The sequence below is a fragment of the Arthrobacter sp. FW306-1B-F12A genome, from assembly GCF_058781865.1.
Map to the genome: position 1 here is coordinate 1 of NZ_JBYSXD010000017.1, position 13,077 is coordinate 13,077.

Sequence of the window (13,077 nt, forward strand, 5' to 3'; positions counted from 1 at the left end):
CACTGCACGTAGTGGGTCGTGCACGACTCGTCGTTGGTGTTGAGCGTGCTGAGCACCTTGGCGATCTCGAGCGGTGCAACGGCGCAGCCGAGGCGTGAGCCGGTCATCGCGAACTTTTTGCTGAATGTGTACAGGATGACGGTGCGCTCGGCCATGCCCGGAAGAGATGCGATCGAGCTGGAGACGCCCTCGTAGCGGGTCTCGAAGTAGGCCTCGTCGGAGAGCACCCACAGGTCGTGCTCCTGGGCGAGCTGTGCGATGGCCTCCCGCTCGCCCGCCGTCGACTCCGCCGAGATGGGGTTCTGCAGGTCGTTGTAGATGATGGCGACCGTGTTCGGAGTGATTGACGCGCGGATCTGGTCGAGGTCGATCGCGAAGCCCGTGCTCGTGGGCACGTAGCGGTAGGGCACGGCCGTGCCGCCAAGGTACTCGATCTGCGATTCGTAGATCGGGAAGCCGGGGTTCGGGTAGAGCACTTCCTGGCCGGGGTTCATGACCGCCTGCAGGAACTTCGTGATGACGGGTTTGCCGCCCGTCATCACCACGACGTTGTCCGGGGAAAAGTCGATGCCACGGCGCGAGCCAATGTCCCCGGCCAGCGCTTCGCGCAGCTGCGGGATGCCGGGGCCGGGGCAGTAGCCCGTGTAGCCGTCCGCGATGGCCCGGTTCATTGCTTCCACGATGTTCCCGGCCGTGGGGATGTTGATGTCACCAAGATGGAAGGGGTACACACGGTTCCCCTTCGCCTTCCAGGCGGCCGCGGCCTGGGCGACGCTGAAGGCGGTTTCGGTGCCCAGGCGTTCGAGCCGGTGCGCGAGTTGCTTCATGCTGTTCCACTCCTCGTTGAGTTGACGATCAATTCTCCGGCGAATTCGGATCAAGTTCAGGACTAATATATCAAACCATGAATTAAGATATACGAACAGTCCCAAGGGGACCAATGGTTCTTGTTTACGAGGTAAATCGTCTCTGGCGTACGGTCCACGACGGGCGTAGCGTCGGTTACATCCACACGGGAGCAGCAAAGGTCCACCCGCGCCCCGGGCGGGTCAGGAGTGCATTCGTAAGAAGGAGCCGGCAGTGGCTGGATGGAATGCCGACACGGCGGCTGGACCCCTTGGGTCAGGCACAGTGACTTTGGTTGAAGGATCGTCCTTCTGCATTTCATCGGCCAATGGAGACATCCATCCCGAACTCCCACACGGGGTCTTTCACCTGGATACCCGCATCCTTTCCCGCTGGAACCTAACCATCAACGGCCAGCCCCTCGAACCCTTGGCTGCCGAGACGAAGGAACCATATCGGGCCATTTTCGCCGGCCGCCTGCAGCTCTCGGATGGGTATGCGGACAGTCCTCTGATCGTAGAGCGGCTGCGTGAGGTGGGGGCAGGGATCCGGGAACGGATCACCATCCGCAACTACTCGACGAAGCCCGTTGAATGCCAGATTGTGCTGGCCGTCGAAGCGGACTTCGCCGACTTGTTCGAAGTGAAAGAGGCACGAATCCAGCGTCGCTGGGCGGAGACACGCGGTCACGACGGCGACGCCCTGGAAATCCAGGCCACATGGCACGACGTCCGGAAGGGCGTCGTCGTCAAGGCGGATGGGGCCAAAGCCACACCTGAAGGGCTGATATTTGAGATAGTCGTCCCGCCCTATGGGCAGTGGAGTACTCGATTGAATGTTGTGCCCACGGACAACGGCGCACGCCCCGAGGCCCCATTTGTCCATCCGGCGCCTGGCGAAATGTCTCCGAGTGACCGGCGCCGTCAAGAGTGGGTGGCGAAGATTCCGGCACTGCAGATGGGCAACCGTTCCATCCAGCGGACTCTGCGGCGAAGCTACGACGACTTGGGAGCGCTGAGAATCGAGGACCCTGGCCATCCTGAACGGGTGGTCGTCGCCGCCGGAGCGCCCTGGTTCATGACCCTGTTCGGTCGCGATTCGCTCTGGGCTTCGGAAATGTCGCTTCCAGTGGATCCTTCCCTTGCATTGGGCACTCTGAAGACCCTGGCTGACCGCCAGGGCGCCGTCGTGGACGCGATGAGCGAAGAGGAGCCCGGCAAGATCCTCCACGAGGTGAGGCTCGATGTTTCTACCGGCCTGGCGCTGGGTGGCAAATCCGCCTACTACGGAAGCGTCGACGCAACTCCACTGTTCGTGGTGGTCCTGGGGTCCGTCAGCCGCTGGGGTTTTGACAGAGAGACCATCGACGCCCTTCTGCCCAACGCTGACCGCGCCTTGGAGTGGATCCGCGAATACGGGGACCGGGATGGGGACGGTTTTGTCGAGTATAAGCGCCTCAACGATCATGGGTTGGTCAATCAGGGATGGAAGGACTCCTGGGACGGCATCAACTTCGCCGATGGAACCCTGGCGGAACCGCCGATCGCCCTTTGCGAGGTCCAGGCTTACGTCCACGGCGCATACGTGGCGCGCTCCTGGATGGCGTACGACGCCGGCGACCTCGCCTTGGCAGCCGAACTTCGGGACCGGGCCGCGACGCTGAAGCGGCGGTTCAACGAACAGTTCTGGCTGCCGGACAAGGGGTACTACGCCGTCGCGCTGGACCGCGATAAGCGGCCGGTGGATGCCTGCGCTTCCAATATGGGCCACTGCCTCTGGTTCGGCCTTGTGGATGAGGACAAGGCGCCACAAATGGTGGAGCATCTGATGTCCCCGGAGATGTTCAGCGGATGGGGAATACGGACCCTCGCCAGCGACATGCGGGCGTATAACCCTGCCAGCTATCACAACGGATCGGTCTGGCCCCACGACAACGCGCTTATTGTGGCAGGGCTGCTCCGGTATGGGTTTGTGGAAGAGGCACAGCGGATAGCCACTGCACTGCTGGAGGCGGCCGAATACTCCGGCGGGCGGCTGCCCGAGCTGTTCTGCGGCTTCGGCCGCGACCAGTTCGCCGAACCGGTACCCTATCCCACGGCTTGTTCCCCACAGGCCTGGGCCGCCACCACACCGATCCTGCTGGTGACCAGCCTGATGCGCTACGACGCACACATTTCCCAAGGGGGGCTTTGGTTGGACCCTGTGCTGCCGGATTCCTACGGCGAACTTCACATCACGAACGCCCCTATGGGCTCGGGCCGGATCACCATCGACATATCCGGTTCAGCAGCGTCCGTGCAGGGCGTACCGGAAGGCCTGGTACTGCACCGCGGGCAACGGCCGTGGATCAGCGATCTCGTGGAGCAAGCCAAACTGCATCCGGACAAGTAGCGTTCCCACCACGATCACTCCAGCTTGGACATCGGAGGAGGGCGGTCTTCCTACGCAGCAAACAGCGCTGAACGGACCGCCTTTTCGAAGCCGTCTACGTGAAGTCGCGCCAGTTCCGCAGCCCTGGCCTCGTCGCCGTCGATCACGGCGCCAAGAAGGTCGAGGTGTTCATGCACGTGGCGGGAAAGATCCGGCAGGCGATCGAGCACCATGCACCAGATCCGTGTCGCCAGGTTGTCGTAGCGGATCAGCACATCTTCGAGGTGGGGATTTGCCGCTGCCGCATAGATCCCCTGATGCACACGGGCATCAAGGCGCAGTGTCTCCACCACGGAGGCGCCGTCGACCTCGAATGACTCGACTGCACGCATCACGGAGCGCAAGTTCTCCCTGGCTGCCGGTGTTGCAACCCGAGCCGCCCGCGCGGCCGCCAGCGGTTCGAGCTGGGCGCGAATCTCCGAAATGAACGCCAGATCGGTCACCTCTACGCGCGTGGCGAAAGTTCCCCTGCGTGGATAGCTAATGACCAGACGGTCCAACTCGAGGCGCTTCAACGCTTCCCTCACAGGAGTGCGCCCGATGCCAAGGTCCCTCGCCAGCACGTCGTCGTTCACCAAGTCACCCGGCTTGATGTCCAGCGTCAGGAGCCTGTCGCGTATCCGCTCGTAGGCCACTTCCGCCAGGGATCTCGGACCGGCGGCATCCACCGCTGCCAGCGCTTCAAATACCACGGTACCGACCTTTCGCGTCCAGCCAAGCGGACTATTGACCTCACTCGAACTCCAGTATACGCTATATCCCAATCTGATATATCAGTTATCGAATCGAAAATATATCTTAAGGAGGAGACATGACGCTCGTGGAGACCACTCCAATAAAAAGCACACTTCCGCAGGCGAGTGCCTCTGAAGACGACGGTTCGCGGAGGTTCGTGCTCACATTGTCGTGCATTGAACGCGCCGGCATCGTCCAGGCGGTCACGACGTTCCTGTTCGAACGGGGATTCAACATCGAAGAGCACCAGCAGTTCGACGACGGACTCCGCCAGACCCTGCACCTGCGCACGGCGTTTTCCGGATCCCCGGAGTACTCACCGGACGCGCTCGAGGAAGAGTTCCGGGCGATCGCCGACCGTTTTGACATGAAGTTCGGATTCCATGACGAGACTAAGCAGCGCGTCCTGGTCATGGTGTCAAAGTTCGGGCACTGCCTGAACGACCTGATTTTCCGCTGGCGTGGGGGCAGCCTGGGCGGGGACCTGGTGCTGGTAGTTTCCAATCACGAAACCCACCGGGCCATGGCCGAGGCTGCCGGGCTTCCATTCGTACACATTCCGGTGACGCCGGACACCAAGGCGGATGCGGAACGGCGCCTTCTCGAACTGGTTGACGAGTACAACATCGATTTGGTGGTTCTCGCCCGCTACATGCAGGTTTTGTCCGACGAGCTGAGCCGCGCCCTGGAGGGCAGGGCGATCAACATCCACCACTCATTCCTGCCAGGCTTCAAGGGCGCGCGTCCTTACCACCAGGCGTACGACCGCGGCGTCAAGCTGGTAGGTGCCACGGCACACTATGTCACCGCGGATCTTGATGAGGGACCGATCATCGAACAGGAAGTCATCCGCGTAGACCACAGCTATGGGCCGACTGCCCTTTCCACGGTCGGGCAGGACGCCGAAGCACTCGCGCTCTCCCGGGCCGTGCGGTGGCATTGCGAACACCGCGTGCTGTTGAACCAAACCAGCACCGTCGTCTTCCGCTAGCCGACGCCCGACAACAAGCAGCAGCAGTAGCCCAACCACGAGAAATAGCAGGAGAAACCACATGGCATCGACGCCACGCATAGTCATCATCGGAGCTGGGATCGTCGGCACCAACCTGGCAGATGAACTGGTCGCCCGCGGCTGGAACAGCATCACTGTCCTGGACCAGGGACCGTTGAACATGCCCGGGGGCTCCACGTCCCACGCCCCGGGGCTGGTCTTCCAGACCAACGCCTCCAAGACCATGGCAGCTTTCGCCAAGTACACGGTCGAAAAGCTCCTGTCGCTGACCGAGGACGGCGTCAGTTGCTTCAACCAGGTAGGCGGCCTGGAAGTCGCCACCACGGAGACCCGGCTCGCCGACCTCAAACGCAAGCTCGGCTACGCCGCATCCTGGGGAATCGAAGGCAAGATCCTTTCCCGCGACGAGTGCAAGGAGCTCTACCCGCTCATCAACGAGGAAGACATCCTTGGAGGCCTCCATGTACCTAGCGACGGGCTGGCCCGCGCCGCCCGCGCCGTCCAATTGCTGATCAAGCGCACTGAGGCAGCCGGGGTGGAGTACCGTGGCTCCACGACCGTGACCGGGATCGAGCAATCCGGGCGCCGGGTCACCGGAGTCCGCACCTCCGACGGTGTCATCCCTGCGGACATCGTTGTCTCCTGCGCAGGCTTCTGGGGCGCCAAGATCGGCGAAATGATCGGCATGTCCGTTCCCCTCCTGCCCTTGGCCCACCAATATGTCACGACAACTCCCGTACCGGCACAGCAGGGCCGGAACGAACTACCCAACGGCGCTTCCTTGCCCATCCTGCGCCACCAGGACCAGGACCTCTACTACCGCGAGCACGGCGACCGCTATGGCATTGGCTCCTACGCCCACCGCCCCATGCCGGTGGACGTCGAGAAACTCGGCAGCTACGCGCCGGACAGCATCAGCGAACACAACATGCCTTCCCGCCTTGACTTCACCCTCGAGGACTTCCTCCCGGCCTGGGAGGCGACCAAGCAGTTGCTTCCGGCGCTGGCGGAAAGCGACATCGAAGATGGCTTCAATGGCATCTTCTCCTTCACCCCCGACGGCGGCCCGCTGGTGGGCGAATCAAAGGAGCTCGATGGTTTCTTCGTCGCCGAAGCCGTGTGGGTCACCCACTCGGCCGGCGTTGCCCGCGCTGTTGCCGAACTGCTGACCACGGGCAAGTCCCAGATCGACCTGGGCGAATGCGACATCCACCGCTTCGAAGACGTCCAGCTCACCCCCGAATACGTCAGCGAAACGTCCCAGCAGAACTTCGTGGAAATCTACGACGTCCTGCACCCGCTCCAGCCCAAGCTCTCCCCCCGCAACCTCCGCGTCAGCCCGTTCCACGCCCGCCACAAGCAACTGGGAGGATTCTTCCTCGAATCCGGCGGCTGGGAACGCCCCTACTGGTTCGAGGCCAACGCCGAACTGCTGAAGGAAATGCCGGCCGAATGGCAGCCCCCGGCCCGCGATGCCTGGTCCGGAATGTTCAGCTCGCCCATCGCCGCCGCCGAAGCGTGGAAGACCCGCACCGCGGTGGCCATGTACGACATGACACCGCTCAAGCGCCTCGAGGTCTCCGGCCCCGGAGCACTCAAGCTGCTCCAAGAGCTCACCACCGCGGACCTGGACAAAAAGCCAGGTGCAGTGACCTACACCCTCCTGCTGGACCACGCAGGCGGTATCCGAAGCGACATCACGGTGGCCCGCCTGAGCGAAGACAGGTTCCAGCTCGGGGCCAACGGAAACATCGACACCGCCTACTTTGACCGGGCCGCGCGCCACCAGACCGAAAGCGGCTCCGCCAGCGACTGGGTCCAGGTACGTGACACGACGGGCGGCACTTGCTGCATCGGTCTCTGGGGCCCCCTCGCCCGGGACCTCATCAGCACCGTCAGCAGCGACGATTTCTCCAACGACGGTCTCCGTTACTTCCGGGCCAAGAATGTCGTCATCGGCGGAGTCAACGTCACCGCCATGCGCCTTTCATACGTCGGCGAGCTCGGCTGGGAGCTTTACACCAGCGCGGACAACGGCCAGCGCCTCTGGGACGCACTGTGGAAGGCAGGGCAGCCCTTCGGTGTCATCGCGGCGGGCCGGGCCGCCTTCAGCTCGCTCCGGCTTGAAAAGGGCTACCGCTCATGGGGCACCGACATGACCACTGAGCACGACCCCCTCGAAGCAGGCCTCGGATTCGCCGTGAAGATGGCCAAGGACAGCTTCGTCGGCAAAGCCGCTCTGGAAGGGCGAACCGAGGAAAACTCCGCCCGCCGCTTGCGCTGCCTGACCGTCGACGACGGACGCAGCGTCGTCCTGGGCAAGGAACCGGTCTTCTATAAGGACCAGGCGGTCGGTTACATCACCAGCGCCGCCTATGGTTACACCGTTGCCAAGCCGATCGCCTACGCATACCTCCCTTCCGGCGTCTCCTTGGGTGACTCCGTCGAGATCGAGTACTTCGGACGGCGCATCCAGGCAACGGTCACGGCCGATCCGCTGTACGACCCCACGATGACCAGGCTCCGAGGCTAAGACCGGCCCGGCATCCAAAGGCACGCGGCCCGGACTCATCCTCGCAACCAGAGTCCGGGCCGCCGTCTTTCCGACTCTTCTGCCGCCCCTGCCTAGGAAGACACACAACAGGAAGACCCATGATCAGTTCAGAAACAATCAACAATTACCTCACCAGGCTTGCTTCACGTGAGCCGACCCCCGGCGGAGGCGCGGCCGCTGCGCTTCACGCCGCCCAAGGTGCCGCCCTCGTTGCAATGGTCGCCAGGTACACCACGGGCGCCAAATACGAGCAACACGCCGCATTGGTCTCAAGGATCATCGCGGCCGCGGACGAACTTGTAGACGAAGCCCTGCGACTTGCGGAAGCCGACGAACTAGCCTTCCAAGGGGTCATCGATTCCTACAAGCTGCCCTCAGGGACGGAGGCCTCCAACGAAGCGCGGTCGGCCGCCATCCAAGCTGCCCTCATTCACGCAGCGCAGACCCCGGCACAACTGGTCAAGGTCTCAGGAGCCGTCGTCGAACTGGCCACGGAACTGTTCGACGTCGCAAATGCCAACGTGATCAGCGACGTCGCAGCCGCCGCGGATGCCGCCCGCGCAGCTGCCAGCACGGCGCGGGTGAATATCGACATCAACATTGTGGCCATCAAGGACGGTGTTACCCGTTCCCAGCTTGCCCAGCAGACCGACGGGATCGAAGAGAAGGTCGTCTTGGCAGCAGACGCGCTCGTGAAGCGCGTACGCGAAAGGATCCTCGGTTGAGCGCCACCCTCCTTTCCGGCAAGCCGCTCGCAGCAGTCATCCAGCTGAGAGCCCGGGATGAGGCAATGAAGCTCGAAAACGAAGGAGCGCGCCCGGTCCTCGCGGTGGTGGTGGCAACCGACGACGAGTCCACGCATTGGTACGTCCGCTCCATTGAACGTGCAGCCGACCGCGCGGGCATCGGCTGCCGGATTGTCGACCTTGGCCCTGGCGCCACAGAGCACGTCCTGGCCAGCGTCCTGAAAGACCTCAGCGCGGATCCGTCCGTCAACGGAATCATCCTGCAGACGCCCCTGCCCGCCGGGGTCGGGACGGATGCCCTGGTCAGCCACATCGCACCAGAGAAGGACATCGACGGCGCGAACCCGCTCAGCCTCGGCCGGCTGGCCGTGGGGCAACCCGCCTTCGCACCTGCTACCGCCCGGGCCGTCGTCGAGATCCTCGACCACTACGGCATCCCGGTGGCGGGCCGGAACGTCGTCGTCATCGGCCGTTCCGCCGTCGTCGGCAAACCGCTTTCGCTGCTCCTCCTGGAACGCGACGCCGCCATCACCGTCTGCCATTCCAAGTCGGGTCCGCTCGAGAGATACACGGAGACTGCCGACATCGTTGTCGTCGCAGCCGGGCGGACCGGCCTGCTCACGGGCGCCCATGTTTCCTCCCGGTCGATAGTGATCGACGTCGGCACGAACGTCCTTGCCGACGGATCCCTCGTCGGGGACGTGGACGAAGCCAGCGTGCTTGGCGTCGCGGCAGCACTGACGCCCGTTCCCGGCGGCGTCGGAACGGTGACCACCGCACTGTTGCTTCTGCACACCGCCGAGGCCGCCCGTGAACAGTCGCGCTCTTTGATCCCTGGACCTGTCGGCTGACACAAAGGGCAAAACCATGCCCGGCCGCCGAAGGGAACGGCGCCGGGCATCCGGGACGCTCAATCTTGCTAGAGGACCGCCCGGATCAGGTTCTCGAAGTCGGTAACGTGCTTGGCGGTCAGGTCTGCAGCCGCTTCTACCTCGCCATCCGCAATGTATTCAAGCAGCTCCACGTGCTGGGCAATGTGTTCGGAAACCGGCGGGAGCTTCTCCAGTACGAGACTCCAGATACGGGTCGCCAGGTTGTCACAGCGAATCAGGACATCCTCCAGATGCCGGCTGCCAGTCGCCCGGTAGATGCTGCGGTGCACTCGCATGTCCAAGCGCATGAGGTCCCGCTGTGCCAGGTGGTCGGCCAAGAGCTGCCGAACCTCCCGGGCAAGCTCCCTTAGCTCCTGCCGCGTCCGGTCCGATGCCATGCGAGCGGCACGTGCAGATGCCGCAGGCTCCAAGAGTTGACGAATCTCGGAGATTTCGGCAAGGTCCGTAATATCCACGCCCGCGGCAAAGGTTCCCCTGCGTGGATAGGCCACCACCAGGTGGTCGCTTTCCAGCCTCTTCATGGCTTCCCGGATAGGCGTTCTTCCCACACCGAGCCGACGCGAGATCTGGTCATCATTCAAGGGCTCCCCGGGCTTGATATCAAGGACGATCAGCTCATCACACAGCACCCGGTACGCATACTCGGCATAGGACTCGTCATCCTGCCTCGCAGGCACTTCCGACTCCCCCATGACCGATAACTTGCCGCTGCTCTCCACGTCTGATCCTTCCTGTTCGGTGACGGCGCCCTTGACTCACCGGCCCCGTGAACATAGTATCCCTACAACTGATATATCAATATGCGCGGGATAAGAATGTCACGGACTTCCTCCTCCTCACCGCCAGACCTCTCTATCCGGCCAAGATCTGAAGGAAAAGCCCATGGACTCAAAAGCCCCCCGTGAAAATATCGACGAGTCAAAGCTGACTGTCACCAAACCCAAGTCGAAGGCCGTGGGCCTCCCGGCCGTCACCAATGCGCTGAAGATCTCCCTCGAGCAGATGGGCCCACTGCGCAGCGTCCAAACATTGCTGGCGGTCAACCAAGTAGACGGGTTCGACTGCATGGGCTGCGCCTGGCCGGAGCACGACAAACGGCATACGGCCGAGTTCTGTGAGAACGGCGCGAAGGCCGTCGCGGAAGAAGCCACACGCCGCCGGGTCACACCGGAGTTCTTCGCCTCGCATTCCATAGCTGAACTGAAGACACGGGACGACTACTGGCTGGGACAGCAGGGGCGTCTGACGCATCCGATGCTCCTGGACGAGGGCGCGACGCACTACAGGCCCGTCGAGTGGGATGATGCCCTGGAGCTGATCGCACAGGAGATCAGGGACATGGACAGCCCGGACCAGGCGGTGTTTTACACCTCCGGCCGCACGTCAAACGAGGCGGCTTTCGCCTACCAGCTCCTCGTGCGCGGCGTCGGGACCAACAACCTTCCGGACTGTTCCAACATGTGCCACGAATCCTCCGGTTCGGCCCTCGTCGAGACCATCGGCATCGGCAAGGGCTCCGTCAGCCTCAAAGACGTGGAAACAGCGTCGCTGATCTTCGTTGCCGGCCAAAATCCAGGCACGAACCACCCGCGCATGCTCAGCTCGCTGGAGAAGGCCAAGAAAAACGGTGCGGTTATCGTGTCCGTGAATCCACTTCCCGAAGCCGGACTGCTCAAATTCGAAAACCCGCAGAACGTGGTTGGCATGATGGTTGGCACCGAGCTGACCGACGACTTCCTGCAGATCAGGGCCGGAGGCGATCAGGCGCTCTTCCAGGGACTGGGCAAATACCTGCTGGAGGCCGAAAGTGCCGGAAGGACCAGCCCGGGCCTGCGCACGGTGTTCGACCATGACTTCATCAGCAAACACACCGTCGGCCTCGATGCCTATGTGAAGCAACTGGAAGACGTGGCATGGGAGGACATCCTCGAAGCGACCGGGCTGACGATGGAACAGATCGAGGCCACCGGTGAGCGTCTCCTGGCTTCGAAAGCAACCATTGTCTGCTGGGCCATGGGCCTCACACAGCACAAGCATTCCGTGCCTACGCTCCGCGACGTCGTCAATGTCCTCCTTCTTCAGGGCAACATCGGCAAGCCCGGGGCCGGAGTCTGCCCCGTCCGCGGGCATTCCAATGTCCAGGGCGACCGCACCATGGGCATTTTCGAGCAAATGCCGGAGAAGTTCCACGACAGGCTGGACCAAGAGTTCCAATTCCTCTCCCCCCGGGCCCACGGCTACGATACCGTCGCAGCCATCAGGGCGATGCGGGACGGCAAGGTCCGGGTTTTCATCGGGATGGGCGGCAACTTTGTGCGGGCGGCCCCCGACTCTGAGACCACGGAGCAATCGCTGGCCAGCACTCGCCTTACGGTCCAGATCTCCACTAAATTGAACCATTCCCACCTGGCAACGGGGCGGCGCGCCCTGATCCTTCCCACGCTCGGACGCACCGAGAGGGACACGCAGCGGACAGGTGATCAAAGGGTAACGGTGGAGGATTCCATGAGTGCCGTCCACGCGTCCCGTGGACGCCTCAAGCCCGCAAGTGAGCACTTGATGTCCGAAGTGGCGATCGTCTGCAACCTGGCCCACCGGCTCTTCACGGACAGCGACGGCCACCCCCTGCCGAACACCCCGAAGGCCGCCTGGCTCGCGCTCAGGGACGACTATTCACTGATCAGGAAACACATCGAAGCGGTACTCGACGGCTTCGAAAATTTTGAGGAGAAGGTCCAGAACCCGGGAGGCTTCGTTCTCCCCCACCGGCCCCGGGATGCCCGGGAATTCGACACCGCTTCCGGCAAGGCCCACTTTACGGCGAACCACTTGGAGTACCTCCGCGTCCCGGAGGGCCGCCTCATCCTCCAGACGCTGCGCTCCCACGACCAGTACAACACCACCATCTACGGCAAGGACGACCGCTACCGCGGCATTCACGGCGGCCGCCGGGTGGTCCTCGTGAACGAATCCGATGTGTCCGAACTTGGTTTCGAGGACGGCGACATGGTTCACCTGGTATCCGAATTCCGGGGTACCGAGCGACGGGCGGAGAATTTCCGCATCGTTTCCTATTCGACGCCAAAGGGCTGCGCAGCCGCCTACTACCCGGAGACCAACGTCCTCGTACCGCTGGACTCGGTAGCCGACATCAGCGGAACCCCGACGTCAAAGTCAGTCATTGTCCGCCTCGAGCCGGCAGGCGCAGGCAGCCATGGGTGACAGCCGGGGCGCGGTTGCGGTGTCCTCCCCAGGGGTTGACCGTCCGCGGGTGGAACGGGCCGTCCGGGAATTCCTCCTGGCCGTAGGCGAAGACCCGGACAGGCCCGGCCTGGTTGAGACCCCCGCGCGCGTCGCCCGCGCAGCGGCGGAAATGTACGGCGGCCTCCACGAAGACCCCCTCGCCGTGCTGGACAAGACGTTTGACCTTGGCCATGAAGAACTCGTCATCGTCAAGGACATACCCTTTTACTCGACCTGCGAGCATCACCTGGTCCCGTTCCACGGCGTAGCCCACGTCGGATACATCCCCTCCCCGGATGGATTCGTCACGGGGCTGAGCAAGCTCGCCCGACTGGTGGACACCTTCGCTCGAAGGCCCCAAGTTCAGGAGCGGCTCACGACGCAGGTGGTTGATGCCCTGGTCACTTCGCTTCGACCCCTCGGTGCGATCGTCGTCGTCGAGTGTGAACACCTGTGCATGTCCATGCGGGGCGTCAGAAAACCAGGGTCAAAGACCATCACCTCCGCGGTGCGGGGCGAGATCCGGCTGCCGGCCGCCCGCGCAGAAGCACTGAGCCTCATACTCGGCCGCTGAAAACCTCTGGACATGACCCGTTCGGCTCACGTAACATATTTCTG

The 13,077-nt window shown here is 63.0% G+C and carries 10 protein-coding genes; 7 read left to right on the forward strand and 3 right to left on the reverse strand.

The annotated features are described in order from the left end of the window. On the reverse strand, window positions 1-827 hold an 827-nt coding region (locus AC3WJU_RS10325), incomplete at its 3' end, for a pyridoxal phosphate-dependent aminotransferase (RefSeq protein ID WP_492259799.1). Window positions 828-1,080: 253 nt separating this feature from the next. Between AC3WJU_RS10325 and AC3WJU_RS10330 the strand changes: the two genes are divergently transcribed. Beyond that, window positions 1,081-3,237: an amylo-alpha-1,6-glucosidase gene (locus tag AC3WJU_RS10330; protein ID WP_492259800.1), complete on the forward strand. Its 2,157-nt coding sequence runs from the start codon at window positions 1,081-1,083 to the stop codon at window positions 3,235-3,237. Window positions 3,238-3,287: 50 nt separating this feature from the next. On the opposite strand, the gene AC3WJU_RS10335 is transcribed toward AC3WJU_RS10330, so the two are convergent. After that, a complete protein-coding gene (locus tag AC3WJU_RS10335) occupies window positions 3,288-3,968 on the reverse strand; it encodes a GntR family transcriptional regulator (protein WP_059388974.1) in 681 nt (226 codons plus the stop codon). A gap of 119 nt (window positions 3,969-4,087) precedes the next feature. Between AC3WJU_RS10335 and purU the strand changes: the two genes are divergently transcribed. The 4 genes from purU (at window position 4,088) to AC3WJU_RS10355 (ending at window position 9,174) form a co-directional block, all read left to right on the forward strand. Beyond that, window positions 4,088-5,002 (forward strand): formyltetrahydrofolate deformylase, encoded by a 915-nt coding sequence (purU, locus tag AC3WJU_RS10340; RefSeq protein WP_059388975.1) that lies wholly within the window; start codon window positions 4,088-4,090, stop codon window positions 5,000-5,002. A 61-nt stretch (window positions 5,003-5,063) separates the two neighbouring features. Then, the gene (locus AC3WJU_RS10345; RefSeq protein WP_492259801.1) at window positions 5,064-7,556 is read left to right on the forward strand and encodes a GcvT family protein; all 2,493 of its coding nucleotides are present in this window, start codon (window positions 5,064-5,066) and stop codon (window positions 7,554-7,556) included. Between the two features lie 119 nt (window positions 7,557-7,675). Continuing rightward, window positions 7,676-8,302: a cyclodeaminase/cyclohydrolase family protein gene (locus AC3WJU_RS10350; protein WP_492259802.1), complete on the forward strand. Its 627-nt coding sequence runs from the start codon at window positions 7,676-7,678 to the stop codon at window positions 8,300-8,302. After that, window positions 8,299-9,174, forward strand: coding sequence for a bifunctional 5,10-methylenetetrahydrofolate dehydrogenase/5,10-methenyltetrahydrofolate cyclohydrolase (locus AC3WJU_RS10355; protein WP_492259803.1), 876 nt, complete (start codon window positions 8,299-8,301; stop codon window positions 9,172-9,174). Before AC3WJU_RS10350 ends, AC3WJU_RS10355 begins: the two co-directional genes overlap by 4 nt. Before the next feature lie 68 nt (window positions 9,175-9,242). Here AC3WJU_RS10355 and AC3WJU_RS10360 read toward each other — a convergent pair whose 3' ends face one another. After that, the gene (locus AC3WJU_RS10360; protein WP_492259835.1) at window positions 9,243-9,908 is read right to left on the reverse strand and encodes a GntR family transcriptional regulator; all 666 of its coding nucleotides are present in this window, start codon (window positions 9,906-9,908) and stop codon (window positions 9,243-9,245) included. Window positions 9,909-10,098: 190 nt separating this feature from the next. Here AC3WJU_RS10360 and AC3WJU_RS10365 point away from each other — a divergent pair, with 190 nt between their 5' ends. Beyond that, on the forward strand, window positions 10,099-12,438 hold the full coding sequence (locus AC3WJU_RS10365; RefSeq protein ID WP_492259804.1) for an FdhF/YdeP family oxidoreductase: 2,340 nt from the start codon (window positions 10,099-10,101) through the stop codon (window positions 12,436-12,438). Next, window positions 12,431-13,033, forward strand: coding sequence for a GTP cyclohydrolase I FolE (folE, locus tag AC3WJU_RS10370; protein WP_492259836.1), 603 nt, complete (start codon window positions 12,431-12,433; stop codon window positions 13,031-13,033). Before AC3WJU_RS10365 ends, folE begins: the two co-directional genes overlap by 8 nt. Window positions 13,034-13,077 lie beyond the last annotated feature (44 nt).